The organism is Hyphomicrobium sp. CS1BSMeth3 (genome assembly GCF_900117415.1).
GTDB lineage: Bacteria > Pseudomonadota > Alphaproteobacteria > Rhizobiales > Hyphomicrobiaceae.
Window position 1 is genome coordinate 477,723 of record NZ_FPEI01000003.1, and the last position, 26,417, is coordinate 504,139.

Genomic DNA, 26,417 nt, shown 5'->3' on the forward strand with positions numbered 1-26,417 from the left:
ATGGTCAGATCATCCGCTCCGCAATCGGATATCAGTCCGCGAGCAACGGGTCGAGCCTCCCGGCATGATCCAGAGCATAGAGATCGTCGCAACCGCCGACGTGTGTATCGCCGATGAAGATCTGCGGCACGGTCGTCTGCCCGCCGGCCATCTCGACCAGCTCCTCACGCTCAGCAGGCTTGCCGGTGAGATTGATCTCCTCGAAGGGCACGTTCTTGGACGTGAGCAGCCGGCGGGCGGCATCGCAGTATCCGCACCAGTCCCTTGTATAGATGACCACCTTGGGCATGAGCAGGAGAACTCCCGAGAATCAGGCGAGTAACAGCACGAATGTAGTGCGCCGCCACATAGAGCGGGAGCGACGCTCAACGCTGTACAGCATGACGCCGGATGCAAAGCTCACCCCTTGAAGTCGCTCAGAGATCGACCCGGCGCGGGTCGGCGACCATGGCCGCTGCCAGCACATCGATGCGCGCGGCGCCGGCAGCTCGGAGCGCACGGGCGCACGCACCGACCGTGGCCCCCGTGGTGATGACGTCGTCGATAACGATGACATTGCGGCCGGCCACGCGGTCGCGCGCGGCGCGGCTCACCGCAAAAGCTCCTGCCACGTTTGCCGCCCGCTGGGACGCGCTCGAGCCGACCTGCGTCGGCGTGCTTTTGGTCTTGGTAAGAGCGAATGGATCGAACGGGACACCGCTCAGCCGCGAGATCTCACGCGCCAGCAGGGCTGCCTGGTTGAACTGACGCCGCATGAGGCGCCAGCGCGTCATGGGCACGGGAACAATGAGGTGCGCGTCTGCGAGAAGCTCGGTGCCGGCGCCACTCATCCAACGTGCCAGCAGGCGGCGCACCTCGTGCCGGTCGGCATACTTGAAGCCGTGAATGAGCTCGCGGATGACACCATCGAAGACGGCAGCGGCACGAGCCCGGTCGTAGGGCGGGGGATCGGCTGCCGCTGCTGCCGAAATCTGCGGGCCATCGCCGCCGAACGACAGGGGCAAGCCCAGCCGGTGGCACAGCGGCGGCGTGATGAAGGTCACTTGCTGCCAGCAGCCCGAGCAGAGCGCATCGTGTGCCGCCGTGCGATTGTGACAGGCGAGGCAGAGCGAAGGTGCCAGGGTGTTGCCGACAGCCCCGAACGCCGCACCGAGGCGACGCCGGATCGCGTCGAGCGCCCCCTCGCGCCGGTCGGCATCTGCTGAGCCGATATCGTTGACGTCTGTCATGACTGCCCCGCCGCCCTCTCCAGGCCGGGCGATGATAGCCCGAAGAGCCCGAAATTGCGCAGCAGATCACGCCTTCGCACATCGCAGCACGCGGCGGCCTTGCCAAAGGCACTATTCGAGAAGATGTTGCGCCGCAATTTCCCAACAGCGTCAGGGGGGTGGCCATGACGTCGATCGAAAATCCCGCCAGCGAGTCGTCCTGGCTCAAGCGTGTCGTCGAAGCCGGCTGGTTCCAGAACTTCATCATCCTCGTCATCGTGATCAACGCGATCGGCCTCGGCCTCGAGACCATCCCGATGGTCCAGGAGCGGATCGGCCCATTCCTCGCGATCATCGACAATGTGGCCCTGGTGATCTTCGTCCTGGAGATCTCGGCGAAGCTGATCGCCTACCGGCTCAGCTACTTCCGGGATCCCTGGAACGTCTTCGATTTCACGATCGTCGGCATCGCCCTGCTGCCCATGGGCGGCGGGCTCTCGGTCATGCGCGCGCTGCGCATTCTGCGCGCGATGCGCATCATCTCGGTCGTGCCGGCCATGCGGCGCGTGGTGGAGGGACTGCTGCGCGCCATTCCCTCGCTCGGTGCCGTCATGGCGCTCCTGGCGATCCTCTTCTACATCGCCGCCGTGATGGCGACGAAACTCTTCGGCAGCGACTTCGACGAGCTGTTCGGGAACCTCGGGCGCTCACTCTTCACGCTCTTCCAGATCATGACGCTCGAGAACTGGGCCGATGGTGCCGTGCGCCCGATCATGAAGGTGTACCCCTATGCGTGGCTCTTCTTCATTCCCTTCATCCTGATGGTGACCTTCGCGGTGCTCAATCTGTTCATCGCGATCATTGTCAACGCTATGGAGGAGGCCGCGAAGGAGGACACGGAGATGCTGCACAAGGATGCCGTGACACTCCATGCCGACGCCCGGCAGCAAACGCATCAGCACGACATGCTCGTGCAGGAGATCCGCTCGCTCAGGGCGGAAATCTCGTCACTGAAGAGCATGGTAAAGCCCGGCGGATAGCGCCTGCCGGGCGCCCTTGCCATCGCGCGGCAAGGGCTTAGAGTACGCGCATTGCGATCCCGAGGAGCGAGCCTGAGCAATGCAGATCCCCGAGAAGATCAAGGCCTATCACAAAGACCTCACCGCCTGGCGGCGCGATCTGCACGCCCATCCCGAGCTCGGCTTCGACGAGCACCGCACGAGCGATTTCGTCGCCAAGAAGCTCGGCGAGTTCGGCGTCACGGTGCATCGGAATGTGGGCAAGACGGGCGTTGTCGGCGTCCTGCAGACGGGCAACGGGCCGACGATCGGCCTTCGCTGCGATATGGATGCGCTGCCGATCGACGAGATCGCGGACGTTCCCTACAAATCCACGAAACCCGGCGTGATGCACGCCTGTGGTCACGACGGCCACACGACCATGCTGCTCGGCGCCGCGCGCTACCTCGCCGAGACGAAAAACTTCGACGGCACGGTCTACTTCATTTTCCAGCCGGCCGAGGAGGGCATCGGCGGCGCGCTCGCCATGCTCGAGGACAAGCTGTTCGACCGCTTTCCCTGCGACAGTGTCTTCGGAATGCACAACACGCCAGGGCTCGAAGTCGGCAAGTTCGCGATCCGCCCCGGCGCGATGATGGCGGGCGGCGCCTTCTTCGACATCGACATCACCGGGCGCGGCTCGCACGGCGCGCGGCCTGAGGAGTCCGTCGATCCGGTGCTGGTCGCGAGCCACATCGTCACGTCCCTGCAGGCGATCGTCTCGCGCAATGTCACGCCGACCGCGACCGCCGTCGTGAGCTGCACGGCCATCCATTCCGGCGACGCCTACAACGTCATTCCGCAGACCGCGACCATCCGCGGCACGGTACGCACGTTCTCCAACGAGATCATGGCGCAGGTCGAGAAGGCCATGAAGCGCACGGCCGCCAATACGGCTGCAGCCTTCGGCGCGACTGCGGAAGTGAACTTCGACGTGAAGTTCGCGCCGCTCGTCAATGACGAGAAGGAAACCGCCTTCGTGGCCGATCGCGCGGTGGAGCTGGTCGGTGCCGCCGACGTCGAGCGCAATCGCGGGCTCATCATGGCATCCGAGGACTTCTCCTTCATGCTCGAGAAGTGCAAGGGCGCCTACATCAATATCGGCAATGGCGGGCTCGGCACACCGACGAGCGTGCCCGTGCACAATCCTGCCTACCAGTTCAATGACGAGATCCTGCCGCTCGGCTCGGCGCTCTATGCGCGCCTCGTCGAAGCCAAGCTCGGCCGCCTCGGCGCCGGCTGAGACGTCAATATTTCAAGAAACGAGATCGGAAACGCTCCCATGGCCAAGGCATCCCGCAAAGTCATCATCACCTGTGCCGTCACCGGCTCCATTCACACGCCCTCCATGTCGCCGCACCTACCCATCACGGCGGAGGAGATCGCGGACGCGGCGATCGGCGCGGCAGAGGCCGGCGCCGCCGTCGTGCATCTGCACGCGCGCGATCCGAAGGACGGCCGGCCCGACCAGTCGACCGAGGCGTTCGCGCCGTTCCTGAAGGTGATCAAGCAGCGCTCGAACTGCGTGGTGAACATCACCACCGGCGGCGCCATGACCATGACCATCGAGGAGCGCGTGCGCCCGGCCGCAACCTTCAAGCCCGAGGTCGCCTCGCTCAACATGGGGACGATGAACTTCGGCCTGTACCCGATGCTCGAGCGTCAGAAAGAGTTCAAGTACGACTGGGAGAAGCCCTATCTCGAAGGTTCGCGCGCCGGCTTCTTCAAGAACACGTTCGCCGATATCGAGTACATCCTGACGACCTGCGCGGCGAACGGCTCGCGCTTCGAGGTCGAGTGCTACGACATCGGCCATCTGTACACGCTGCGCCACTTCGCCGACCGCGGCATCATCAAGCCGCCATTCTTCATCCAGTCGGTCTTCGGCATCCTCGGCGGCATCGGCCCGCACTACGAGGACGTGGTCATGATGAAGCGGACGGCCGACCGCCTTTTCGGTGACCAGTACCGCTGGAGTGTGCTCGGTGCCGGCCGCAATCAGCTCCCCACTGCCGCCATGGCCGCGGCCATGGGCGGCAACGTGCGCGTCGGTATGGAGGACAGCCTCTGGATCGGCCCCGGCAAGCTCGCCAAGTCCAATGCCGAGCAGGTCACGAAGGTGCGCCAGATCATCGAAGGGCTCGGCCTCGAGATCGCGTCGGCCGACGAAGCCCGCGAGATCCTGAGCCTCAAGGGCGGCGACAAGGTCGATTTCTGAGCCCCGACAAGCTCCTAACCGTTCTCAACGACATGACGCGCCGGCCGCATTGATGGCGGTCGGCGCTTCTGCTAAGTCTGCGCCGTAACAGACAAATCCAGAGGCCGCCGATGATCCCGCGCTACTCCCGCCCCGAGATGAGGGCGATCTGGGAGCCCGAGACCCGCTTTCGAATCTGGTTCGAGATCGAGGCGCACGCGGCTACCGCCATGGCCGAGCTCGGCATCGTGCCCAGGGAGGCCGCCAAGGTCATCTGGGACAAGGGCAGCAAGGCCAAGTTCGACGTCGCCCGCATCGACGAGATCGAGGCGGTCACGAAGCACGACGTTATCGCCTTCCTCACGCACCTCGCCGAGCACGTCGGACCGGATGCGCGCTTCGTCCACCAGGGCATGACCTCGTCGGACGTGCTGGACACCTGCCTCAATGTGCAGCTCGTGCGGGCGAGCGACATCCTGCTCGCTGACATGGACCGCGTTCTGGCGGCGCTCAAGAAGCGCGCCCTGGAGCACAAGAGCACGATCACCATCGGCCGCAGCCACGGCATTCATGCCGAACCGACGACCTTCGGGGTGAAACTCGCCATTGCCTATGCCGAGTTCGCGCGCGGGCGTGAACGCCTCGTCGCGGCGCGCAAGGAGATCGCGACCTGCGCGCTCTCGGGCGCCGTCGGCACGTTCGCCAACATCGATCCTTCGATCGAGGCGTACGTCGCGAAGTCCATGGGCCTGACGCCCGAGCCCGTCTCGACGCAGGTCATCCCGCGCGACCGCCACGCCATGTACTTCGCGACGCTCGCGGTGATCGCATCCTCCATCGAGCGGCTGGCGACCGAGATCCGCCATCTCCAGCGCACGGAGGTGCTCGAGGCCGAGGAATACTTCTCGCCGGGGCAGAAGGGCTCCTCGGCCATGCCGCACAAGCGCAATCCTGTGCTGACCGAGAACCTGACGGGCCTCGCCCGCATGGTGCGCTCGTTCGCGACCCCGGCACTCGAGAACGTGGCGCTCTGGCACGAGCGCGACATCTCGCACTCCTCCGTCGAGCGCTTCATCGGCCCCGATGCGACCATCACACTCGACTTCGCGCTGAACCGCCTCGCCGGCGTCGTCGAGAAGCTCGTCGTCTACCCCGAGAACATGCGCAAGAACCTCGACAAGCTCGGCGGCCTGCACAATTCGCAGCGCGTGCTGCTGGCGCTCACGCAGGCCGGTGCCTCGCGCGAGGATGCCTATGCGCTCGTCCAGCGCAATGCCATGAAGACCTGGGAAACGGGCGCCGATTTCCTCGCGAGCCTCAAGGCCGACAAGGACGTCACGGCGCTTCTCAAGGCTGCCGACCTCGAAGCCATGTTCGATGACGCCTACCACCTCAAGCACGTCGACACGATCTTCAAGCGCGTGTTCGGCGCGGCATAGGGAGCGGGCACAGTGCAGCATGTGGCTGTCATTGCCGGCGCTACGGGCGCCGCCGCGAAGCGCCTCGTCGAAGTTCTGCTCGCCGATCCGGCCTGGGAAGTCGTCGGCCTCTGCCGCCGCCCGCCCGCTCTGAAGCGCGAGCGCCTGACCTACATCGCCTGCGATCTCACCGATGCCGCGAGCACGCGCCTCGCCCTGGCGCGCACACCGCAGGCGACGCACCTCTTCTACACCGCCCGCGCGCAATTCTCGGACGCGAGCGTCGGCGTCGAGGACGTGGCCGGCAATCGCGCCATGTTGCAGAACCTGCTCGACGGGGCCGAAGCTGCCTGCCCGGGCCTCCAGCACGTGCATCTCGTGGAAGGCACCAAGTGGTACGGCATGCACCTCGGCGCCATGCGCCTGCCCGCCCATGAGGATGACCCGCGGCACATGCCGCCGAACTTCTACTACGATCAGCAGGACCTGCTGAGCGGGCGCGCCGAAGGCAAGCGCTGGACGTGGTCTGCGTCGCGGCCCGGTTTCCTCTATGACTTCGCCCCCGAGCGGCCGCGCAATCTCGTCCCGCTTATTGGCGCCTGGGCGGGCATCTGCGCCGAACTTGGCCTGCCGCTCGATTTTCCCGGCAAGCCCGCCTGCTACGACGCGCTCATGGAGGCGACGGACGCGACACAGCTCGCCCGCGGCATGAAATGGATGGCAACCGCGTCCGCAGCCCGCAACGAGCCTTTCAATGTGACGGATGGCGCCCTATTCCGCTGGTCGCGGCTCTGGCCGAAAATCGCGCGGCTCTATGGCCTCGAATGCGGCAGTCCGCGCCCGTTGAACCTCGGTCGGTGGATGGCCGACAAGGGCCCGCTCTGGGAAACGATCGTCAAACACCACAACCTCGTCGCGCAGCCCATGGAGGCGGTGGTCACCTGGAACTTCGGGGATTTTCTCTGGGGTCTCGAGCATGATGTCGTCTCGAGCATGACGAAGAGCCGGCTCGCCGGCTTCCACGATACGATCGACACGGAAGCTCGCATCCTGGCCCATCTGCAGCGCTATCGCGAGGCGCGCCTGCTGCCCTGATCTACCCCCGGTTGCTGCGGCACTTTCGCGGCGGATTTGGTTGCAAACGAGGGCGGGAACACTATAGTCCGGCCCGAAATCACGGCGGACGGTCGATGGAAGCGGGCGCGACCGACGGAAGCCTATCCTCGCCCCCGTTCAGCCATCACGACCCCTGGGAATAGCGCGCATGTCCACTTCTCTGGTCTACGCTCAAGCCGGCGGCAGCGACTTCATGATTCAGTTGCTGCCGATCCTGCTGATGTTCGTCATCTTCTACTTCCTGCTCCTGCGCCCGCAGCAGCAGCGTGTGAAGCAGCACCGGGATATGGTCGCGAACATCCGTCGCGGGGACGTGGTAGTGACGGGCGGCGGCATCATTGGCAAGGTAACGCGCGTGAAAGAGGGCGAGGCCGAGATCGAGGTCGAGATCGCCGAGAACACCCGCGTCCGCCTCATGCGCGGCACGGTCGCCGAGGTGCGGGTCAAGGGCGAGGTCGCCAAAGCGGGCTGACATGCTCCCCGCGACGGCCCGCCGCGCCTTCAATTAGAGGTCCGGGAACGAGATGCTGCATTTTTCGCGCCTCAAGATGATCGCGGTTCTGCTCACCTGTCTTGTGAGCATCCTGTTCGCCTTGCCTAACCTGTTCACCAAGGAGCAGCTCGCATCCTGGCCGCGGTTCCTGCCGACGAAGCAGATGCCGCTTGGCCTCGACCTGCAGGGCGGCGCACATCTGCTGCTCGCCATGGATACCGAGGAGCTGAGGCGCGAGTGGCTGCAGACGCTCCGCGATGATGCCCGCCGTACGCTCCGCGATGCCAAGATCTTCCCGACCGGCGTCGGCATCGTGAACAATCAGGTACAGGTACGCCTCGCCAAGCCCGAGGAAGCGGACGCGGCCGTGCGCGAGCTGCGCAAGCTCATCCAGCCGCTCGGCAGCGCCGTGCTCGGCACCAGCGGCGAGGATCTCGCGATCACGAAGGGCGAAGGCGGCACCATTCTTCTGGCGCCAACCCCGCCGGGCCTGCAGCAGCGCGTCGTCCACGCCGCCGGCGCAGCCATCGAGACTGTCAACCGGCGCATCAATGCCTTGGGCACGTCGGAATCGACTGTGGTTCGCCAGGGCGCCGACCGCATTCTCGTTCAGTACCCCGGCCTCACGGATACGAAGGTTCTGAAGGATCTGCTCGGCCAGACCGCCAAGCTGTCCTTTCACGAAGTGCACCCGACAATGACCGCCGAAGAGGCGCGGCAGGGGCGCATTCCGCCTGGGTACCGCATCTATCCCGGCAGCGAGCGCGGCGACGAGCAGGGCGCCGCGTACCTCCTGCGCGAGACCCCGGTCGTCCCGGGTGAGAACCTCGTCGATGCCCAGCCCGCGTTCGACCAGCGCACGAACGAGCCGATCATCTCCTTCCGCTTCGACCAGGCGGGGGCGCGCCGGTTCGCCCGCTTCACGCAGGACAATGTGGGCCGGCCATTCGCGATCGTGCTCGACGACAAGGTGCTTTCGGCACCCGTGATCCGCGAGCCCATTCTCGGCGGCTCCGGCCAGATTTCCGGGAGCTTCACAGTCGAAAGCGCCAATACGCTGGCCGTTCAGCTCAGGTCGGGCGCGTTGCCCGTCAAGCTGACCATCGCTGAAGAGCGCACCGTCGGCCCATCGCTCGGCGCAGATTCGATCGCTGCCGGCAAAATGGCGTCGATCGTCGGCGGCCTGACCACCATTCTCTTGGTGACCTTCGCCTACGGCACCTTCGGCATATTCGCCGCCCTGGCCCTGGTCGTGAACGGCATCATGGTCGTCGCGCTGATGTCCGCCGTGGGCACGACATTGACCTTGCCGGGTATCGCCGGCCTGGTGCTCACCGTCGGCATGGCCGTCGACGCCAACGTGATCATCTACGAGCGCATCCGCGAGGAAATACGCGCCGGCAAATCCGCGGTGAGCGCGATAGATTCGGGCTTCACCCGGGCGAGTACGACCATTCTCGACAGCCAGCTCACGACATTCGCTGCGGCGATCATCATGTTCTGGCTGGGTTCGGGACCGATCCGAGGGTTTGCCGTGACGCTTACGATCGGCATCTTCACGTCCATCTTCACGGCGATCACGGTGACGCGCCTTCTGGCCGCGCTGTGGCTGCGCAGCGAGCGCGCCAAGTCCGGCCGCATCGAAGTCCCGATCTAGTCGCGCGCCGTCGATCGCTCGAAAGGCTCTGCCATGATGCGCCTGATACCGAAATTCAAAGGCTTCGACTTCTTTCCGCACAATACGCGGATCGATTTCATGCGCCATTGGCAGGCCTGCTTCTGGACCTCCGTGGCGACCATGGTCGCCTGCGTGATCCTCCTCTTCACGATGGGCCTCAATTACGGCGTGGACTTCAAGGGCGGCACCATGCTCGAGGTGCAGACGAAGTCCGGCGCCCCGGCGAATATCCAGTCCATGCGCAATCAGCTCAGCGGCCTCGGCGTCGGTGATGTCCAGATCCAGGCATTCGGCGCATCGAATGACGTGCTGATCCGCCTGGAGCAGCAGCCGGGCGGCGAGGAAGAGCAGCAGGCCGCCATGAAAAAGGTGCTCGGCGCCCTTGGCGACGACTACGTGCAGCGCCGCGTCGAGGTCGTGGGCCCCGCTGTCTCAGCCGAGCTTCGTCGGACGGGCTTTATCGCCGTGGTGTGCGCCATTCTCGCGATCATCGCGTATGTGTGGTTCCGATTCGAATGGCAGTTCGCCGTGGGGACCATCATCGCACTCGTGCACGACGTGCTCGTCGTCGTCGGCATATTCTCGCTGTTCCAGCTCGAGTTCGATCTGGGCATTGTGGCCGCGCTGCTCACCATTCTCGGCTACTCGGTCAACGACACGGTCGTGATCTCGGACCGCATTCGCGAGAACTTGCGCCGGTACAAGCGCATGGAGCTTCGCGAGCTTCTCAATCTGTCCATCAACGAAACGCTCTCGCGCACGATTTTGACAGGCTTCACGACGATCGTCGTCTTGATGTCGCTGTTCATTTTCGGCGGCTCGGTGCTGCGGTACTTCACGCTCGCCATGCTCATGGGCGTCCTGATCGGCACCTACTCGTCGATCTACATCGCCGCGCCGATCCTCGAGATCTTCGGCATCAAGAGTGAGACCGTCACCGGGTCGGAGAAAGCTGCTGCAAGCGCGCGCAGCTAGCCTCCGCCGGCCCAAGCGGCAGGAGTGCGGCTCATGCAGACCGCGCCACCCCGATATCCTGGCCGGGCGCCGATCGAGGCCTACGGCAACGGCGGATTTCGCTTTGCCGGCATGAGCCATCGCGGCTCCCTCCTCTGTCTCGGCGAAGCAATCCTCGGCTGGACGCCGACGAGTGCGGAAGGTCTCACGCTCGACGATTTCGCGCTGCTGCTCGCAGAGCCGGCAGGCATCGAGTTGCTGCTGCTCGGCACGGGGCGCGAATTTCTGATGCCGTCAGTGGCCCTGCGTGCGGGATTGCGCGAGGCCGGCATCCGCATCGAGCCCATGGATACGGGCGCGGCCTGCCGGACGTATAATGTCCTGCTCGCAGAAGGCCGGCCGGTCGGGGCCGCTCTGATCGCCGTCGAATGAGGCCGCCTCTCCCGCCCACGCTTCCGTACTGCCCTTGAATCGTGTTCTATCTGGCTGCTGACTGCCAGGAGCTGCTCATGAACGCTCTGCTCTCGAGTGCCCGCAACGCGCTTCTTGCCGGCATCGTGCTCGCACTCGCGGCCATCGCGGTGGGGATCGCCGTGGAGCGCGTCGATGCGCTCGGCTTTACCTCATTCGTGCTCCGCGCGATCCACGTCGTCGCGGCGATCATCTGGGTCGGCATGATCTGGTTCGTCAATTTCGTGCAGCATCCGGCGGTGGTCGCAGCCGACGACCACGGGCGCGCCACGCTCTTTCGCCTCGTGGTGCCGCACGTCGCGACGATCTTCCGCCACACGTCGCACCTGGTGCTGCTCTCCGGCGCGCTGCTGCTGTTGCCGACGGGCTATCTTCTGTCCCCTTGGGTGTTCGGCGCGCAGTTCCACATGTCCATGACCAAAGCTCTGCTGCTGTGGGGCGCCGCCGCCGGTGCTGTCGCCATGTGGGTCTTCGTGCACATGATCATCTGGCCGAACCTGCAGATCGTGCTCGGCGAGAAGGCCGCCAATGCCGAGGCCAAGGCTGCGGCGCGGGCCAAAGTTGCACTTTATGCGCGTGCCAATCTGCTGCTGGCGATCCCGGTGACCGTCCTCATGGTCGCCGCCGCGCACCTTTTTTAAGCCATGGTCGAGGTGCCGCTCGCTGCGCTGAGGGATGGCGCCGTCGCACGCGAGCCGGACCGCTACTTCGCCGCGACACTGGCCCCCGAGGCCCTGCGCTACGATCTCATTGCACTCGCGGCCTTCGCGGCGGAGCTCGACAACATCCCAACGCAGGTGCGCGAGGCGCTCGCCGGAGAGATCCGCCTGCAATGGTGGCGCGACGCCCTTGCCAAATCGGACGGCAATGCCGCAGCGGGCCATCCGGTCGCCATGGCCATGCGCGCGGCGATCGCACGTCACGCCTTGCCGGCCGAGATCATCGAGGCCGTGATCAACTCGCACGCCGATGCGCTGCATGGCGACCGGCCCGCGGACGAGGATGCACTGCGCAACCATATGGCAGCCGGCGAAGGCGGGCTCTTCCGGCTGGCAGCACGCATAAGCGGTGTCCCTGAAAGCGGGGACATGTGGCATATCACGCGCGCCGCCGGCCTGGCCTATGGCCTCTCACGCGCGCTCTTGCACTTCCCTGCCGAGGGCGCTGCCCGCCTTCCGATACCCCGGACTTTGCTGGCCGACGAAGACCTCGTGCACGGCGCTCGCGACAATCCGCAACTCATGGCAGCAATCGGGTCCCTGAGCGACCTCGCGCGGGCGGCTCTAGCAGATATCAGACCGCAACTCGCGAAGATGTCACGGTTGCAGCGCCTGCCCTTCCTGCCCCTGGCCATGGTTAGGCCCAACTTGCAGGCCTTAGAAGCATGGTCGAAGCATCGCGGCGCGGAGCCGGCCGAGCAAACGCGGATCGGCCGCCTGCTCCGCATCACGTGGGCGCACGCGCGCGGACGTCTTTGATCTGGTGAGGCCATGGGATCACGCCGGTACCTGAGCACGCGGATGGGTCGGGGCATGGTGCCGCGCGTCGTGCTCGGCGCGCTCGGCGCAGTCCTCGCCCTGCTCACTCTCCACACGGGCGCGGCAATCGCCGAGCCGCGCATCACCTGGCGCGTCGAGAACCCCTTCCGGCTGTTCACGCGCCCCTCCGACACCGAGGTCCATCGCGCGACCTACCAGGATCTTGGAGAAGCCGAGCGCACTACGCCGGTGCTCGCCGCCGAGCGGGCCCTGGCGCGGCGCCATCCGGGAGATGGATGGGCTGCGGGGATGATGGACCATCTCTGCTGGTCGACCGAGCGCAACCGCTATGGCTGCCGGAATGCCACCGACTACCTGCATCCTCGCGCACATCGCGTGCTCCTGACGCTGCGCGACGTGCCAGATGCCGATCGCATCGATTGCACGTGGCTGACGGCGCCGCTCGCGCGCGGCGGCCTCGGCGGCTCGGTCACGGCGCGCTGCGATGAGCCTGTCACGCTCTCCGTTCCCTATCCGGCAGGCGCACGCGTCACCGTCGAGATCGGCGGCCGCGAGATCGCCGCGACGAATGCCAAGGTCAACGACCTGCTCGTTGTCGCCATGGGTGACAGCTTCGCCTCGGGCGAAGGCAACCCGGATGTGCCTGTGCGCTTCTCGCGCGAACGGCGCGCCGACTACGGCAGTGTGGGCTTCGGAGGCGAGCCGCTTGCGGGCTACCCGGCCCGCGTCGGCCCGTGGCGCTCGATCGGCGATTCCGCCTTCATCAAGAACAATGCGCGCTGGATCGACCAGGCCTGCCACCGCTCGCTCTATTCGCACCAGCTTCGCGCGGCCCTGCAGTTGGCAATCGAGGATCCGCACCGCGCGGTGACGTTCATCGGCTATGCGTGCTCGGGCGCGGAGATCGTGGATGGGCTCTTCCGCCGCTACAAAGGCCATGAGTGGGTGCCGAACCCGCCCGATCTATCGCAGCTTTCCGCTATTGCGCAGGCCCAGTGCGGCCCCAATCGCGCCCAGGAGGTCGAGCTTCCCGAGGCGTATCACATGCGCGGGCGCATTCCCGAGCTGAAGGGTGGCCTCGTCATGCGCCGCTGCGACAGTGAGGAAGCCCGCAAGATCGATCTCGTCCTCGTCTCCGTCGGCGGCAACGACATCGGTTTCGCGCGCCTGCTCGCCAACGCCGTGCTCTCTGACCAGTCCTCGCTCAGAAGCCTCGGCGGCTGGTTCGGACAAGTGCACGGCTTCCTCGCGGCCTCCGATCTGCTCGACGGTCTCGAGGCGCGCCTGCTGTCCTTGAAGCGCGCCGTTCACGGCCTGCTGCACGTGCCCTGGGCCGAAGCCGATCGCGTTATGCTGGTCGCCTATCCGAGCCTCGCGCTGCTCCCGGACGGCCGCCAGATCTGTCCCGACGGGCGCGCCGGCATGACAGTCACGCCGGATTTCGTGCTGAGCGAGAACCGGGCCCGCGAATCCATGGCCGCCGGCGAACGGCTCGATGCCGTCATGGAGGACACGAGCAAGCAGAATGGCTGGACCTACGTCTCGAGCCACCGTGAGCAGTTCCGCGGGCGCGGCATCTGCGCCGGCTACACGGAGCACGCCTTCAGCATCGCCGACGATCTTCGCCTGCCGCGCTGGACGGGGCGCAGGTGGGAGCCATTCAATCCCGCGGACTGGCAGGCCTATGTGCCGCGCCAGCGCTGGTTCCGCACGCCCAATGACGCCTTCATGACAGGGAACTTCCACGTGAGCGAGTCGCTCATCCAGAAGGTCCTGAAGCTGCAGGGCTTCACCTCATTCCAGCTCCTGCTGGCCAGCATCTACTCGGGCGCCTTCCATCCGACGGCCGAGGGCCAGGCCGCCATGGCCGATGCGGTCGTGGTCGAGGCACGGCGCGTGCTGGCCAAGTATGCCGCACAGTCGAACTAGTTCGAGTAGTCGGGCTGCACGCCGAGCGTCTCGCGAAAGGCGCGCTGTCCCTTCGGCGTGATCACGAGGGCTCTTGATCCCTCCACGCGGCGCACCCAGCCACGATCGATGCTGAGCCGGCAAAGGGCCGCGCCGAGTTTGCCGGCAATGTGCGGCCGGCGCTCGCTCCAGTCGAGGCATGGGCGACAGAGAATGCGACGCCGCTTCTCGTCTCCGATCGTCGCAACATGAGCGACATCGATGCCGATATGCTCGAACAACGCGAGACCCGATGGGGTAACGATGCCGGCCTCGCTGTCCAGTTCGATGTGCCCTGCCGCAACAAGCGCGTCCGCGATCGCCACGCCGAGGCGTCCGGCGAGATGATCGTAGCAGGTGCGCGCGGCCCTGAGTGCGACGTCGCGTGGGCCAGTAACGACAGCGCGGCGCGGCGGCTCGGTCTCCGCCGCGACGTGCATCAGACTTTCGAGAAGGCGCGCCATCGCGGGGGTGGCGAGGCGATGATAGCGATGGCGCCCCTGTTTCTCCATGGCGAGCAGGCCGGCGCCGGTCAGCCGCGCGAGATGGCTGCTCGCCGTCTGCGGCGTGATACCTGCGGCACCGGCAAGCTCGGTGGCCGTAAGTGCGCGCCCATCCATCATGGCCTGCAGCATGGCGGCACGCGCCGGATCGCCGAGGAGAGCCGCAACGGATGCGAGCTTGGCTGTACTGGGCATGGTGCCTCCTCCTTGTTGCCGCGCATACTCTCGCGCGGGACAAATCCCGGATGGTTCGATCACGATCGTAGCAACGGAACCTGCGCGGGGGCAAAGTGCGGGCCGAAAAGCATCAAAAGCATCATGAGCGTGGGCACCCGGCAATGTCCTCTTCCTCCGCCTCCCGTGGCACGTTTTTCGGCTGGTGGGTAACGGCCGGCGCCTTCGTGCTCGCCGTGTTCGGCTGGGGCCTCGGATTCTATGGGCCGCCGGTCTTCCTCGGCGTCCTGCATGAGACGCGCGGATGGCCGCTCGGACTGATCTCCGCGGCGATCACGCTGCACTATCTGGTTGGCGCGGCGCTCGCGGCTCGGCTCCCGTCGCTGCACGCGAGGTTCGGTCTCGCGCGCTTCACGCAGATCGGCGTGCTCGCACTGTCGCTCGGGCTGATCGGCTGGGCGCTGGCGGCCGAGCCATGGCAGCTCTTCATTGCGGCCGCTGTCAGCGGCGCCGGCTGGAGCGCCTCCAGCGCAGCCGCCATCAACGCCATCATCGCCCCGTGGTTCGTGCGCGCGCGACCGGCAGCCCTCGGCATGGCCTACAACGGCGGCAGTGTTGGCGGCATCCTCTTCTCACCGCTGTGGGTGGCGGCGATCAGCTTTCTCGGCTTCCCTCTTGCTGCAGCCGCCATCGGGCTGACGGCAGTGGTGACCGTAGGCGTGATCTCGGCAACGCTGTTTGCGCGCACGCCGGACCAAATGGGCCTCGCACCCGACGGTGACGCAGTGGGCAAAGCCCCGGTCAACGTCACCTCTCAGCACGCCCGCCCGCTGCCGGGTGCGCTGCTCTGGCGGGACCGAACGTTCCTGACGCTGACCGCAGGCATGGCGCTCGGACTGTTCGCGCAGCTCGGCCTGATCACGCACCTCTTCTCGCTGCTGCTGCCGGCTTTCGGCGCCCAGCGCGCCGGCTTTGCCATGGCATTCGTGACCGTGATGGCGGTGGCCGGACGCACGCTGCTCGGCTGGCTCATGCCCATCGGTGCCGATCGTCGCGTGATCTCCTGTCTCGGCTATGGGATGCAGCTCGCTGGATCGCTCGCCTTTCTCGCGGCGGGCGGCACGAATGTCGCGCTGCTGCTGACCGGGATCGCCCTGTTCGGCATCGGCTTCGGCAATGCGACGTCGCTGCCGCCGCTGATCGCCCAGGTCGAGTTCGTAAAGGAGGAAGTCCTTCGCGTGGTGGCGCTCATGGTTGCCATCGGACAGGCGACCTACGCGTTCGCGCCGGCAGCGTTCGGCCTCATCCGCGAGCTGACGCCACCGATCGAGGGAGCGAACGCGGGGGCGGCGCCATGGGTGTTCATCGCGGCCGCAGTATTCCAGGGCCTCGCGATCCTCGCCATGCTCGCGGGACGCAAGCCTAGATAATCCGCTTGCCCTTCATGCTGAAGTAGCCGCTGCGCCCGACGATGATGTGGTCGTGCACCTGCACGCCGAGCGGACGCGCCGCATCGACAATCTGCCGCGTCATGTCGATGTCCGCCGCGGAAGGCGTCGGATCGCCCGAGGGGTGATTGTGCACAAGAATGAGCGCAGAGGCCGAAAGCTCGAGCGCCCGCTTGACGACCTCGCGGATGTAGACGGGCGTGTGATCGACCGTGCCGGTCTGCTGGACCTCGTCGGCGACCAACTGGTTGCGCTTGTCGAGAAAGAGGATGCGGAACAGCTCTTTCTCGTCAAAGCCCTGAGCGGCCCTGAGGTAGTCGAGCACGGCCTGCCACGAGCCGAGGACCGTTCGGCCGGTGATCTGGCTTTGCATGAGCCGCAGTGCCGCAGCACGGACGAGCTTCAGCTCGTCGACCACGCGCTCGCCGACGCCGGCTACCTCACGCAAGCGCGCCTCGGACGCGTTGATCACCTCGGGAAATGATCCGAACCGGGCGAGCAGCGCCTTGGCGAGCGGCTTGGTATCCCCCTGCGGCAACGCGCGAAAGAGGATCATCTCGATCAGCTCATAGTCCGGCAGCGCATCGGCCCCGCCCTTACGGAAGCGGTCGCGCAAGCGCTTGCGATGGCCGACATGATGCGGTGTCGCTGTAACTGCGGCCTCCCAGAGCACGCCCTGGGATTGCCCCTCATTGCCTTCCTCAGCCGAAACAGCAGGTGGGGTTGTCTTGCTGCGGCGTGCCATCGGTGAGCCCCCTCTCGCCGATCGCGCCCGCGTCAGTCGACCTTGTAGGGCGGACAGTGGAGGCCCGCAGGCGAGTAGGTGAAGACCTCGCAGCCTTCCTCGGTAACGCCGACCGTGTGCTCGAACTGGGCCGAGAGCTCGCGGTCGCGCGTGACGGCCGTCCAGCCGTCGGGGAGGATCTTCACCGTGGACTTGCCGAGGTTGATCATCGGCTCGATGGTGAAGAGCATTCCAGGCTTCAGCACGGGCCCCTCGCCCTTGGTGCCGTAGTGGAGGATGTTGGGCCGGTCGTGGAAGAGGCGGCCGAGGCCATGGCCGCAGAAATCGCGCACGACGCTGCAGCGCTCGCCTTCCGCATAAGCCTGAATGGCCGCACCGATGTGGCCGGTCGTATGGCCGGGCTTTACCGCGGCGACGCCTCGCATGAGCGCCTCGTAGGTCACCTCGATCAGCCGCTCGGCCTTGCGCGAGATCTCGCCGACGCCGTACATGCGGCTCGTGTCGCCGTGCCAGCCATCGACGATCAGCGTCACGTCGATATTGAGGATGTCGCCTTCGCGCAGCGGCTTCGGCCCCGGAATGCCGTGGCAGACGACATGATTGACCGACGTACAGATGGATTTGGTGAAACCCCGGTAATTGAGCGGCGCCGGGATCGCCCTGTGATCCATCGCGAACTCGAAGGCGAGATCGTCGAGACGCTCCGTCGTCACGCCCGGCTTCACGAAGGCCGTGAGCATGTCGAGGGCTGCGGCCGCGAGCTGCCCCGCCTGGCGCATGCCGGCGAACGCCTCGGGCCCGTGGAGGGGGATCTGGCCGTCGCGCCGCGACTGAGCGCGCGCGTATTCGAGATTGGACATTCTGAGACCTGTAACTGGCTTTCGCGGCGGAAACGAGCCCGTTGGCCGGGCAAGAACTGAAACCCGCACCATTTGCCACTCAATGTAATCGATCGTGGCCGTCGTGCAATCCGCGTGCTGAGGCTATCAGCCGTGCGTAGCGGTTGCGTAAACGCGGCCCGGCATGGCATGCGGTCGCCAAACCCACTCCCCGCCGAGCGGGAGGGGAGGAAAATCAGGACGAGCGCGGACAGAGTAACCATGCAACTCGACAAACTGAAAACGACGGCGGGGCTCGATGTGGCCGGCAAGCGGGTGCTCGTCAGGGCGGACCTCAACGTGCCGGTTGCCGACGGGCGTGTCACGGACGCGACCCGGCTGACGCGACTCGTGCCTGGGCTTGCGGACCTCGCCGACCGCGGGGCCAAGGTGATCGTCCTCTCGCATTTCGGGCGCCCCAAGGGCGCGCGGGTGCCCGAGATGTCCTTGAAGCCGGTGGCCGAAGCTCTTGGCGCCGCTCTGGGCCGACCTGTGGCCTTCGCCGAGGACTGCGTCGGCGAGGTGGCCGCGAAGGCGGTCGCCGGCCTCGCCAATGGCGGCATCCTGGTGCTCGAGAACCTGCGCTTCCACAAGGGCGAGGAAAAGAACGACCCCGAGCTCGCAGCGGAGCTGGCAAAGCTCGGTGACATCTTCGTCGGCGATGCCTTCTCCTGCGCCCACCGCGCCCATGCCTCGACCGACGCCATCACGCGCCTGCTGCCCTCCTACGCCGGCCCGCTCCTCATGGAGGAGATCAACGCATTGAGGACGGCGCTCGAGCATCCCAAGCGTCCGACAGCAGCGGTGGTCGGCGGCGCCAAAGTCTCGACCAAGATCCCCGTTCTCACCAACCTCATGGCCAAGGTCGACCACCTGATCATCGGCGGCGGCATGGCCAATACCTTCCTGCTGGCGCAGGGACACGCCATCGGAAAGTCGCTCGCCGAGCCGGATCTGATCGGAACGGCGCGCGAGATCATGGACGCTGCGGCCGCCAAGGGCTGCACGATCGTGCTGCCGGTCGATGGCGTGGTCGCGGCCGAATTCAAGGCTGGCGCGGCGAGCCGCGTCGTCGATGTAACGGCGATCCCGGCGGATCAAATGGTCCTCGATGTCGGGCCGAAGTCCATCGCGCGTCTTTCCAAAGTTATCGACGGATGTCGCACGCTGCTCTGGAACGGTCCGCTCGGGGCGTTCGAGATTGCCCCGTTCGGCGAGGGCACTTTCGCGCTCGCGCGGCAGGCGGCCGCCATGACCAAGGCCGGCAAGCTCGTATCCGTAGCGGGCGGTGGCGATACGGTCGCGGCCCTCAATGCGGCCGGCGTCACCGACGATTTCACCTACGTCTCGACAGCCGGCGGCGCTTTCCTCGAATGGCTTGAGGGCCGCGAGCTGCCAGGTGTGGCGGCCCTCGCCCGATGAGCGCCGCTATAAGGAAGTTCGCGCCGAAGGCGATCGTCTTCGATCTCGATGGCACGCTGGTCGACAGCGCGCCCGAAATCAGGAGCGCGCTCAACGCGGCCGTGGACGGGATCGGCCTCGCGCCGTTCCCGCTGAGCGAGGTTCAGGGTTTTGTGGGCGGCGGGGCAGCCGTTGCGCTCAAGCGTGCTCTGGCGAGCCGCAATAGGGAGATCGACGACACAACGTTCAAGGCGACGCTCGCCGCGTTCTACGAGGTCTATGCCGAGGTCTCGAAGAAGGGGAACGGCCTCTATCCCGGCGTCATGGAGACGCTGACCGCCCTGACAGACCACGCTCTCCCCCTCGGCCTATGCACGAACAAGGCCGCGCCGATCACCGATATCGCCCTCGAAGCCCTCGGTATCAGGCGCTTCTTCTCGGCGGTCATCGGCGCCCGCGACGACCTCCCCCGCAAGCCGGCCCCCGACATGCTTCTCGCCGTGCTGGCGGGCCTTGATGCACGCCCTGAAGAGGCTCTGCTGATCGGCGACAGTCGCTCCGACGTCGGATCTGCGCGCGCGGCGGGCTGCCCGGTCATCGCGGTGAGCTACGGCTACCCCCACGGCCCCGTTGGCGAGCTTGGCGCCGATCTCGTGATCGACCGAATGCCTGACCTGCTGCTGCACCTCGAACTTACAGTAAAATCACCATGATCTGAGGGGCAGGCCGCCTAGTGTGATGATCGAGAAATTCGCCGGATCTCGCGGCGGGGTAGCGACGGGACGCCAGCATCGAGGTCAGGCGAACTTCGGAATCGGGACACTAGCCTGCGGCCGATTGTGCCCAATATTTGCGGTTTTCCGCGCAATAATATGCTGCTAGACAGCGCTAAAGCGATCCAGACAAGAAACACTTGGGAGGGAAGCCCTGATGGGAGCGCTGGCCGGCTTCGTGCGGTTTGCCGAAGCCGTAAATGACTATGTTGGCCGCACCGTCGCCTGGCTCACGCTCGCGACGGTCATTATCTGCGCTACCGTCGTCTTCATTCGCTATGCGCTCCAGACCGGCTATGTCTGGATGCAGGAGCTTTACGTGTGGACGCACGCCGCAGCCTTCATGCTCGGCGCCGGCTACACGCTGATGGCCAACAAGCACGTCCGTGTCGACATCCTCTACGCTCGGGCCAGCCCAAGGAAACAGGCTTGGCTCGATCTCTTTTCGACGCTGGTGTTTCTCTTTCCCTGGGTCATCCTGCTGACCTACTTCGCCTGGCCCTACGTGACGCACTCCTGGGCGCTCTACGAGACCTCCTCCCAGGTTGGCGGCATGCCCGGCCTCTACGTCATGAAGACGATCATCCTGGCCTTTTCCGGTCTCATGTTCCTGCAAGGGCTCGCCATCTGCGGTCGATGCATTCTCGTCCTCAACGGGCAGGGTCACCTGGCGCCGCCGCGCGCCGTCTCCGGCCTCGGCGAGTAACCCCTCTTGCGTTCACGATATCGGATTGAAGCCTGCCCATGCTGAGCCACCTGAATATCGGCGACGTTCTCTCCATTCTCCTCTTCCTCTCGGTGCTCGGGACGCTGTTGATCGGCTATCCCATCGCAATCACGCTGGCCGGCATCTCGCTGATCTTCGCCTTCATCGGCCACCAGTTCGGCACCTTCGACTACTCGTTCCTCGCCGGCCTGCCATCGCGCTACCTGGGCAGCATGTTGAACGAGGTGCTCGTCGCCGTGCCCTTGTTCATATTCATGGGGCTGGTGCTCGAACGATCGGGCATCGCCGAAGCCCTTTTGACCACCATGGGCCAGCTCTTCGGCAAGCTGCGTGGCGGCCTCGCGTTCTCGGTGATCCTGGTGGGCGCCATGCTCGCCGCCTCGACGGGCGTCGTCGGCGCAACCGTCGTGACCATGGGCCTCATCAGCCTCCCGGCCATGATGCGCGCGGGCTACGACAAGCGGCTTATCGCGGGAACCATCTGCGCCTCGTCCACCATGGCGCAGCTCATTCCGCCGTCGACCGTGCTCATCTTCATCGGCGACATCCTCGCCGGCGTGAACCAGGCCGCGCAGCTCAAAAAGGGCAACTTCACGCCTGACCCGATCTCCGTCGGCGATCTTTTCGCGGGCGCGCTGGTGCCGGGGTTCATCATGGTGGCGATCTACCTCGTGTGGATCACGTACAAGGCGATCTTCCAGCCCGAGACCGTGCCGGCCTTGCAGATGACCGACGAGCAGAGGAGGGGACTTCCTCGGCGGGTCTTCTCGGCGCTGGTGCCACCGCTCCTGCTGATCGTCGCCGTGCTCGGAAGCATCCTGCTCGGCTTCGCGACACCGACGGAATCGGCATCCGTGGGCGCAATCGGCGCGATCATCCTCGCGGGCCTGAACCGCAAGCTGTCGTTCGAGATGATCTACTACGCAGCGCGCAACACGATGGTGACGACCTCGATCATCTTCACGATCGTGCTCGCGGCATCCATGTTCTCGCTCGTGTTCCGCGGCCTCGGCGGCGAGCACATGGTCGAGGAGGCCCTGAAGAACGTGCCCGGCGGGCCGTTCGGCGCCATGCTCGCCGTCATGGCGGTCATGTTCGTCCTCGGCTTCTTCCTCGACACCTTCGAGATCATCCTGATCATGCTGCCGATCTGCGGGCCGCCGCTGATCATCCTCGGCCTCGATCCGGTCTGGCTCGGCGTCATGATCGCGATCAACTTGCAGACGAGCTTCCTGACGCCGCCCTTCGGTTTCACGCTGTTCTATCTGCGCTCGATTGCGCCGCCGAGCATGTCGACGGCGACGATCTGGCTCGGCGCCATCCCCTACGTCACGATGCAGCTCTTCGTGCTCGGTATCGTCTGGGCCTTCCCGCCGACGGCTACCTGGCTGCCAAAGGCGCTGTTCCAGGCCTCCAAGCCCGCCGTGACGGCGCCCGCCGGAGGCCAGCAGGGCAGCACGAAAGGCCCAATTCAAGGCGGCAAGACGAAGTTCAACGAGGATGGGATTCCCATCGAAGACGACGACCCCATGGGCTTCACCAAGCGGCAGGGTACCAAGCCCAAGTTCGACAAGGATGGCATCCCCATCGATGACGACGATCCCATGGGCTTCACGAAGCGCAAGTAGGTTTCATCAGGCAGATACGCGGACATGTCCAATATTCTCGAACTGGAACTCGGCGGCGCCTTCCTCGTGGTCTGGGTGCTGAGTCTGATCGCCATGTATCTCCTTATCGACCGCAAGACGCGCCCCGGCAGGATCCGCAGCGTCGCCGTCATCGAAGGCATGATGCTCGTCAGCATTCTGTCGCTGCTGATCGGCCTCACGTTCACCATCTGGGGATCAGGCGTCACGGATTGAGGGCGCCGCAGGACGCCCCCTGAAAACGAAAGCGGCCCGGCGGTCGAAACCGCGGGCCGCTTGTCTTTTGGCTAAGCCGAATCCGGCTCTTGCTCAGCTCGGGAACTTGTAGTCGAGCAGGCGGGCGTTCATGAAGCCCTGCTCGGCAATGCGGTTCCAGCTCGCCTGCTCGCGGCGGGCCTTGAGGAAGGACTCGATCACTTCCTTCGTCACCGCGTCGCCGCCATCACGCAGCTCCTGGATGACCTCACCGCACTTCTCGCCATAGGCCTGCAGGAAGTCGTTCGGGAAGCGCTTGAGCTGGACGTTGTGCGTCTGCACGAGTGTCTGCAGCGACGCGCCGTTGCGGGCGTTGAACTCGGCCGTGAACTTGAGGTTCTCCTGGTAGATGCAGGCCTCGAGGATGGCGCGAACGTCCTTCGGGAGCGACGTCAGCTTCTTCTTGTCGATCGTCACTTCGATCTGCGTGCCGGGCTCGTGCATGCCGGGCCAGTAGTAGTACTTCGCGACCTTGTAGAAGCCGAACGTCAGGTCGTTCCACGGGCCGACCCACTCGGTGGCGTCAATGGCACCCGACTGGAGCGCGGCGAAGATTTCACCGCCCGGCAGATTGACGACCGTCATGCCGAGCTTCTTCAGCGCTTCACCGCCGAGACCCGGGATACGCATCTTCATGCCGTTGACGCTGCCGGGGCCGGTGATCTCCTTGTTGAACCAGCCGCCCATCTGCACGCCTGTCGAGCCGGCGTGAAAACCCTTGAGGCCGAACGGGTCGAGCACCTTGTCCCAGAGCTCCTGGCCGCCGCCGTACTGCATCCACGCTTCCTGCTCGCCGGTCGTCAGACCGAACGGCACGGTGGAGTAGAACATGAGCGCCTTGCTCTTGTTCGGCCAGTAGTAGGGTGTGGCGTGCATCAAGTCCGCGGCGCCGCGCGTGACAGCGTCGAAGCTCTCGAAGGGCGGCACGAGCTCGCCCGCAGCAAACACGTTGATCTTGAGCCGGCCCTCTGTCGCGGCTTCGACCGAGTTCGCAAAGCGCACGGCGCCCGTGCCCTGGCCGGGGAAGTTCTTCGGCCACGTGGTGACCATCTTCCATTCGATACGAGACTGGGCGATGGCTGGCGCCGCAAGCGTGGACGTCCCCGCGGCAGCGCCAGCGACGGCAGCCCCTTTGAGGAACTGGCGCCTTTTCATCGTCTTTGGTGCGTCAGACATTTATGTGTTTCTCCCTGGACTTATGCGGACGTATGCGGATCAAATCCGTGCCACCCACGCAATATGGGCAGCGTCCATGGCAAGTATTGGGGAGTCAGGTGGCTTTTTGCAATCTGGACTTAGGTGGCGCCCAAAAGTTCGGCAACTTCCTGAGGATTGCGATGCCGACGCAGAGACCTGCGGCGCGAACTCCTTGACTTCGCCCTTTATCGGTTTCCCCATTCAGGGTTCGGAATGCCTTCAATCGGGGAAGATCACGATGCTGCCACTCGCCGCCTATGCCGACCGGATGTCCGTCCGGCCGGGTGAGACCATCGAGTTCAAGGTCTCGAGCATGGACGATGCGCCCTACACGGCGCGGCTCGTGCGCGTGATCTCGGCCGATGCCAATCCGGCAGGACCCGGCCTCGTCGAGGAGGCAATTGAGGCGGACTTCGCCGGCAACTACAAGGGGCGCTTCCAGCCTGTCCATGCCGGCTCCCATGGCATTGTCGAGCAAAGCATCGACCTCGGCACGCGCGGCAGCCTGAGCCTCGTCGCGACCATCTGGCCGACCCGTCCAGGCATCGGGCGCCGCCAGGGCGTGCTCTCGGTCTTCGATCCGGCCGTCCGGCGCGGCATTGCGCTGGCTATCGGCGAGGACGGCAGCGTCGAGGCCATGCTCGGCGCAACGCGCATCAAGACCCGCGTCCCGCTCGAGGAGCGCCACTGGTATCGTGTGTTTGCCGTCTACGACGCGGCGACGTCGACGCTCACGGCCGGACAGGTGCGCCTCGAAGGCGGACGGCCGGTCGGTGCCGCGCGCACAGCGAACACTAAGCTCGAAGCCGGCGCGGCGGGCCTCCCGGCTGCGGGCATGCCCTGGATCATCGGCGCCCTTGGCGGCACGCCGGTAAAGGGGCACTTCAATGGCAAGATCGAGCGCCCCGTGATCGCGGCAACGGCCGCCGATGCGGCCACTGTCGAGAAGCTGTCAGCGGATCCAGCGGCGACCGGTGTGATCGCGAGCTGGGATTTCTCGAAGGAGATGTCATCCATCCGCTTCGTCGATGCGGGGCCTGGCGGACACCACGGCCAGCTCGTCAATCTCCCTGCGCGCGCCATGACGGGCTCGAACTGGACAGGGCGCGAGATGTGCTTTCGCCATGCGCCCGAGCAGTACGGCGCCATCCATTTCCATGAGGACGACATCTCGGACTGCGGCTGGGCGAGCGACTTCAAGTGGACGGTGCCGGCCGGTACGCGCTCCGGCGCCTATGCCGTGCGGCTGGTGCGCGAAGGCGGCGAAGAGAACGTCCCGTTCTTCGTGGTGCCGCCCAAGGGCAAGAAGAGCGCCGATCTCGCGCTGCTGATCTCGACCTACACCTACACGGTCTATCACAATCACGCGCGGCCCGAGGCCGGCAATGCGACGTGGCTCGGCACGTGGAAGGCCCAGGCAAAGGAATGGGGCGCCTATCCCTACAATCCGGGCGAGCACCGCGAGTACGGCCTCTCGACCTATAACTTCCACACGGACGGCAGCGGCATCTGCCATGCCTCGTGGCTGCGGCCGATGCTGAATGTGCGCGTCGGCTACATCACCTATCCCGATCCCGCGATCCGGGCGTCAGGTCTGAGGCACTACCCGGCGGACACGCACCTCATTGCGTGGCTCGAGCAGCAGGGCATTGCCTACGACATCATCACGGACGCGGAGCTCGATGCCGAAGGTGTCGAGTTGCTCAAGCCCTATCGCGCCGTCACGACCGCGAGCCATCCCGAGTACCACACCGGCGCGATGCTCGACGCGCTCGAAGCGTACCGCGACGGCGGCGGCCGCTTCATGTACCTCGGCGGAAACGGCTTCTATTGGAAGGTCGCGCGCCACGCGGAGGCGCCGGCGGCAATCGAGATCCGTCGCGGTGAAGGCGGCATCCGCGCATGGGCCGCTGAGGCGGGCGAGTACTACAACGCCTTCGACGGCGAGTACGGCGGTCTGTGGCGCCGCAATGGACGTCCGCCGCAGCGGCTTGCAGGTGTCGGCTTCACGGCGCAGGGCAACTTCGTCGGCTCGCACTATCGCCAGCTTCCAGATGCGCGCACCTCACGTGCAGCGTGGATCCTGGATGGGATCGGGACAGACGAGCTGATCGGCGGCTTCGGGTTGTCGGGGCGCGGCGCGGCGGGCTTCGAGCTCGATCGTGCCGACAAGCGCCTCGGCACACCGTCGCACGCGGTGGTGCTCGCTTCATCGGAAGGTCACGAGCCTGAGGCGCCGTGGGTACTGGTGCCCGAGGAGCAGCTCACGCACATCACGACCTGGGCCGGCAAGCCGGCAACCGAGCTGATCCGCGCCGATCTCACATTCTTCGAGACGCCGAACAACGGCGCGGTTTTCTCGACGGGGTCGATCACCTTCTGCGGGTCGTTGCTGCACAACAAGGGCAACAACAACGTCTCCCGCCTCATCCGCAATGTGCTCGATCGCTTCCTCGACCCGAACGCGAAATTCCCGATGCCGGATGTGTGAGGGCGGGCCGCCTGCAGCTCTATTCCCCTCCCCCTGGTGGGGAGGGGTTAGGGGTGGGGGGCATCCCACCGCTAACGTTCTGCAATTCCCCCCTCCTAACCTCCCCCACAAGGGGGGAGGGACATGTTGGAGCAAGAAAG

25 protein-coding genes are annotated in these 26,417 nt (G+C 65.6%); 19 read left to right on the forward strand and 6 right to left on the reverse strand.

Annotated features, from left to right (window positions below; translation table 11 throughout):
- Positions 1 to 31 precede the first annotated feature (31 nt).
- Positions 32 to 289, reverse strand: coding sequence for a glutaredoxin 3 (gene grxC, locus CS1BSM3_RS03830; RefSeq protein ID WP_072385627.1), 258 nt, complete (start codon positions 287 to 289; stop codon positions 32 to 34).
- A 127-nt stretch (positions 290 to 416) separates the two neighbouring features.
- Positions 417 to 1,229 carry a ComF family protein gene (locus CS1BSM3_RS03835; RefSeq protein ID WP_072385628.1) on the reverse strand — a complete coding sequence of 271 codons (813 nt, stop codon included), beginning with the start codon at positions 1,227 to 1,229 and terminating at the stop codon, positions 417 to 419.
- A 164-nt stretch (positions 1,230 to 1,393) separates the two neighbouring features.
- Between CS1BSM3_RS03835 and CS1BSM3_RS03840 the strand changes: the two genes are divergently transcribed.
- The 12 genes from CS1BSM3_RS03840 to CS1BSM3_RS03895 all read left to right on the forward strand — a co-directional run bounded on the left by CS1BSM3_RS03840 (position 1,394) and on the right by CS1BSM3_RS03895 (position 14,021).
- Positions 1,394 to 2,248 (forward strand): ion transporter, encoded by an 855-nt coding sequence (locus CS1BSM3_RS03840; RefSeq protein WP_072385629.1) that lies wholly within the window; start codon positions 1,394 to 1,396, stop codon positions 2,246 to 2,248.
- Between the two features lie 79 nt (positions 2,249 to 2,327).
- Positions 2,328 to 3,509, forward strand: a complete 1,182-nt coding sequence (locus CS1BSM3_RS03845; RefSeq protein ID WP_072385630.1) for a M20 aminoacylase family protein — start codon at positions 2,328 to 2,330, stop codon at positions 3,507 to 3,509.
- A 39-nt stretch (positions 3,510 to 3,548) separates the two neighbouring features.
- On the forward strand, positions 3,549 to 4,484 hold the full coding sequence (locus CS1BSM3_RS03850) for a 3,5-dioxohexanoate:acetyl-CoA acetone transferase (protein ID WP_072385631.1): 936 nt from the start codon (positions 3,549 to 3,551) through the stop codon (positions 4,482 to 4,484).
- Positions 4,485 to 4,594: 110 nt separating this feature from the next.
- Positions 4,595 to 5,902, forward strand: coding sequence for an adenylosuccinate lyase (purB, locus tag CS1BSM3_RS03855; RefSeq protein ID WP_072385632.1), 1,308 nt, complete (start codon positions 4,595 to 4,597; stop codon positions 5,900 to 5,902).
- Positions 5,903 to 5,914: 12 nt separating this feature from the next.
- Positions 5,915 to 6,976, forward strand: coding sequence for an SDR family oxidoreductase (locus tag CS1BSM3_RS03860; RefSeq protein WP_072385633.1), 1,062 nt, complete (start codon positions 5,915 to 5,917; stop codon positions 6,974 to 6,976).
- 169 nt (positions 6,977 to 7,145) lie between these two features.
- Complete coding sequence (gene yajC / locus CS1BSM3_RS03865) at positions 7,146 to 7,469, forward strand: preprotein translocase subunit YajC (RefSeq protein WP_072385634.1); 324 nt, start codon at positions 7,146 to 7,148, stop codon at positions 7,467 to 7,469.
- Between the two features lie 52 nt (positions 7,470 to 7,521).
- Complete coding sequence (gene secD, locus CS1BSM3_RS03870; RefSeq protein WP_072385635.1) at positions 7,522 to 9,147, forward strand: protein translocase subunit SecD; 1,626 nt, start codon at positions 7,522 to 7,524, stop codon at positions 9,145 to 9,147.
- 33 nt (positions 9,148 to 9,180) lie between these two features.
- Positions 9,181 to 10,143: a protein translocase subunit SecF gene (secF, locus tag CS1BSM3_RS03875; RefSeq protein WP_072385636.1), complete on the forward strand. Its 963-nt coding sequence runs from the start codon at positions 9,181 to 9,183 to the stop codon at positions 10,141 to 10,143.
- Between the two features lie 33 nt (positions 10,144 to 10,176).
- Positions 10,177 to 10,554: an Mth938-like domain-containing protein gene (locus tag CS1BSM3_RS03880; protein ID WP_072385637.1), complete on the forward strand. Its 378-nt coding sequence runs from the start codon at positions 10,177 to 10,179 to the stop codon at positions 10,552 to 10,554.
- 77 nt (positions 10,555 to 10,631) lie between these two features.
- Positions 10,632 to 11,234 carry a hypothetical protein gene (locus CS1BSM3_RS03885; RefSeq protein ID WP_072385638.1) on the forward strand — a complete coding sequence of 201 codons (603 nt, stop codon included), beginning with the start codon at positions 10,632 to 10,634 and terminating at the stop codon, positions 11,232 to 11,234.
- A 3-nt stretch (positions 11,235 to 11,237) separates the two neighbouring features.
- On the forward strand, positions 11,238 to 12,071 hold the full coding sequence (locus CS1BSM3_RS03890) for a squalene/phytoene synthase family protein (protein WP_072385639.1): 834 nt from the start codon (positions 11,238 to 11,240) through the stop codon (positions 12,069 to 12,071).
- 54 nt (positions 12,072 to 12,125) lie between these two features.
- On the forward strand, positions 12,126 to 14,021 hold the full coding sequence (locus CS1BSM3_RS03895) for an SGNH/GDSL hydrolase family protein (protein WP_072385640.1): 1,896 nt from the start codon (positions 12,126 to 12,128) through the stop codon (positions 14,019 to 14,021).
- Here the strand turns inward: CS1BSM3_RS03895 and CS1BSM3_RS03900 are convergent.
- Entirely contained in the window at positions 14,018 to 14,737 is a 720-nt protein-coding gene (locus CS1BSM3_RS03900) for an ArsR/SmtB family transcription factor (RefSeq protein WP_072385641.1), read from the reverse strand. The genes CS1BSM3_RS03895 and CS1BSM3_RS03900 overlap by 4 nt on opposite strands.
- A gap of 143 nt (positions 14,738 to 14,880) precedes the next feature.
- Between CS1BSM3_RS03900 and CS1BSM3_RS03905 the strand changes: the two genes are divergently transcribed.
- Entirely contained in the window at positions 14,881 to 16,146 is a 1,266-nt protein-coding gene (locus tag CS1BSM3_RS03905; RefSeq protein ID WP_072385642.1) for an MFS transporter, read from the forward strand.
- Here the strand turns inward: CS1BSM3_RS03905 and radC are convergent.
- Both radC and map read right to left on the reverse strand, forming a co-directional pair.
- Positions 16,139 to 16,909, reverse strand: a complete 771-nt coding sequence (gene radC / locus CS1BSM3_RS03910; protein ID WP_083528212.1) for a RadC family protein — start codon at positions 16,907 to 16,909, stop codon at positions 16,139 to 16,141. The genes CS1BSM3_RS03905 and radC overlap by 8 nt on opposite strands.
- Before the next feature lie 32 nt (positions 16,910 to 16,941).
- Positions 16,942 to 17,769, reverse strand: a complete 828-nt coding sequence (gene map, locus CS1BSM3_RS03915; RefSeq protein ID WP_072385643.1) for a type I methionyl aminopeptidase — start codon at positions 17,767 to 17,769, stop codon at positions 16,942 to 16,944.
- Between the two features lie 240 nt (positions 17,770 to 18,009).
- Between map and CS1BSM3_RS03920 the strand changes: the two genes are divergently transcribed.
- From CS1BSM3_RS03920 to CS1BSM3_RS03940, 5 genes are all read left to right on the forward strand, one after another.
- The gene (locus tag CS1BSM3_RS03920; RefSeq protein WP_072385644.1) at positions 18,010 to 19,209 is read left to right on the forward strand and encodes a phosphoglycerate kinase; all 1,200 of its coding nucleotides are present in this window, start codon (positions 18,010 to 18,012) and stop codon (positions 19,207 to 19,209) included.
- The gene (gene gph, locus CS1BSM3_RS03925) at positions 19,206 to 19,901 is read left to right on the forward strand and encodes a phosphoglycolate phosphatase (protein WP_072385645.1); all 696 of its coding nucleotides are present in this window, start codon (positions 19,206 to 19,208) and stop codon (positions 19,899 to 19,901) included. Before CS1BSM3_RS03920 ends, gph begins: the two co-directional genes overlap by 4 nt.
- Positions 19,902 to 20,118: 217 nt before the next feature.
- Positions 20,119 to 20,667 carry a TRAP transporter small permease subunit gene (locus tag CS1BSM3_RS03930; RefSeq protein ID WP_072385646.1) on the forward strand — a complete coding sequence of 183 codons (549 nt, stop codon included), beginning with the start codon at positions 20,119 to 20,121 and terminating at the stop codon, positions 20,665 to 20,667.
- Between the two features lie 38 nt (positions 20,668 to 20,705).
- Entirely contained in the window at positions 20,706 to 22,316 is a 1,611-nt protein-coding gene (locus CS1BSM3_RS03935) for a TRAP transporter large permease subunit (RefSeq protein WP_072385647.1), read from the forward strand.
- Between the two features lie 24 nt (positions 22,317 to 22,340).
- Positions 22,341 to 22,550: a hypothetical protein gene (locus CS1BSM3_RS03940; RefSeq protein WP_072385648.1), complete on the forward strand. Its 210-nt coding sequence runs from the start codon at positions 22,341 to 22,343 to the stop codon at positions 22,548 to 22,550.
- Between the two features lie 93 nt (positions 22,551 to 22,643).
- Here the strand turns inward: CS1BSM3_RS03940 and CS1BSM3_RS03945 are convergent, their stop codons facing one another.
- Positions 22,644 to 23,765: a TRAP transporter substrate-binding protein gene (locus tag CS1BSM3_RS03945; RefSeq protein ID WP_244540413.1), complete on the reverse strand. Its 1,122-nt coding sequence runs from the start codon at positions 23,763 to 23,765 to the stop codon at positions 22,644 to 22,646.
- Positions 23,766 to 24,024: 259 nt separating this feature from the next.
- On the opposite strand from CS1BSM3_RS03945, the gene CS1BSM3_RS03950 reads away from it, so the two are divergent.
- Complete coding sequence (locus tag CS1BSM3_RS03950) at positions 24,025 to 26,277, forward strand: N,N-dimethylformamidase beta subunit family domain-containing protein (protein WP_072385650.1); 2,253 nt, start codon at positions 24,025 to 24,027, stop codon at positions 26,275 to 26,277.
- Positions 26,278 to 26,417 lie beyond the last annotated feature (140 nt).

Bases quoted from the DNA above. Each gene is read 5' to 3' on its own strand.
- purB (WP_072385632.1), top strand. From the start codon at position 4,595: ATGATCCCGCGCTACTCCCGCCCCGAGATGAGGGCGATCTGGGAGCCC.
- CS1BSM3_RS03835 (WP_072385628.1), bottom strand. From the start codon at position 1,229: ATGACAGACGTCAACGATATCGGCTCAGCAGATGCCGACCGGCGCGAG.
- CS1BSM3_RS03840 (WP_072385629.1), top strand. From the start codon at position 1,394: ATGACGTCGATCGAAAATCCCGCCAGCGAGTCGTCCTGGCTCAAGCGT.
- CS1BSM3_RS03880 (WP_072385637.1), top strand. From the start codon at position 10,177: ATGCAGACCGCGCCACCCCGATATCCTGGCCGGGCGCCGATCGAGGCC.
- CS1BSM3_RS03905 (WP_072385642.1), top strand. From the start codon at position 14,881: ATGTCCTCTTCCTCCGCCTCCCGTGGCACGTTTTTCGGCTGGTGGGTA.
- CS1BSM3_RS03940 (WP_072385648.1), top strand. From the start codon at position 22,341: ATGTCCAATATTCTCGAACTGGAACTCGGCGGCGCCTTCCTCGTGGTC.
- map (WP_072385643.1), bottom strand. From the start codon at position 17,769: ATGTCCAATCTCGAATACGCGCGCGCTCAGTCGCGGCGCGACGGCCAG.
- CS1BSM3_RS03890 (WP_072385639.1), top strand. From the start codon at position 11,238: ATGGTCGAGGTGCCGCTCGCTGCGCTGAGGGATGGCGCCGTCGCACGC.
- CS1BSM3_RS03930 (WP_072385646.1), top strand. From the start codon at position 20,119: ATGGGAGCGCTGGCCGGCTTCGTGCGGTTTGCCGAAGCCGTAAATGAC.
- grxC (WP_072385627.1), bottom strand. From the start codon at position 289: ATGCCCAAGGTGGTCATCTATACAAGGGACTGGTGCGGATACTGCGAT.
- CS1BSM3_RS03945 (WP_244540413.1), bottom strand. From the start codon at position 23,765: ATGTCTGACGCACCAAAGACGATGAAAAGGCGCCAGTTCCTCAAAGGG.
- gph (WP_072385645.1), top strand. From the start codon at position 19,206: ATGAGCGCCGCTATAAGGAAGTTCGCGCCGAAGGCGATCGTCTTCGAT.
- secD (WP_072385635.1), top strand. From the start codon at position 7,522: ATGCTGCATTTTTCGCGCCTCAAGATGATCGCGGTTCTGCTCACCTGT.
- CS1BSM3_RS03900 (WP_072385641.1), bottom strand. From the start codon at position 14,737: ATGCCCAGTACAGCCAAGCTCGCATCCGTTGCGGCTCTCCTCGGCGAT.
- CS1BSM3_RS03895 (WP_072385640.1), top strand. From the start codon at position 12,126: ATGGTGCCGCGCGTCGTGCTCGGCGCGCTCGGCGCAGTCCTCGCCCTG.
- yajC (WP_072385634.1), top strand. From the start codon at position 7,146: ATGTCCACTTCTCTGGTCTACGCTCAAGCCGGCGGCAGCGACTTCATG.
- CS1BSM3_RS03850 (WP_072385631.1), top strand. From the start codon at position 3,549: ATGGCCAAGGCATCCCGCAAAGTCATCATCACCTGTGCCGTCACCGGC.
- CS1BSM3_RS03920 (WP_072385644.1), top strand. From the start codon at position 18,010: ATGCAACTCGACAAACTGAAAACGACGGCGGGGCTCGATGTGGCCGGC.
- CS1BSM3_RS03950 (WP_072385650.1), top strand. From the start codon at position 24,025: ATGCTGCCACTCGCCGCCTATGCCGACCGGATGTCCGTCCGGCCGGGT.
- secF (WP_072385636.1), top strand. From the start codon at position 9,181: ATGATGCGCCTGATACCGAAATTCAAAGGCTTCGACTTCTTTCCGCAC.
- CS1BSM3_RS03885 (WP_072385638.1), top strand. From the start codon at position 10,632: ATGAACGCTCTGCTCTCGAGTGCCCGCAACGCGCTTCTTGCCGGCATC.
- CS1BSM3_RS03845 (WP_072385630.1), top strand. From the start codon at position 2,328: ATGCAGATCCCCGAGAAGATCAAGGCCTATCACAAAGACCTCACCGCC.
- radC (WP_083528212.1), bottom strand. From the start codon at position 16,909: ATGGCACGCCGCAGCAAGACAACCCCACCTGCTGTTTCGGCTGAGGAA.
- CS1BSM3_RS03935 (WP_072385647.1), top strand. From the start codon at position 20,706: ATGCTGAGCCACCTGAATATCGGCGACGTTCTCTCCATTCTCCTCTTC.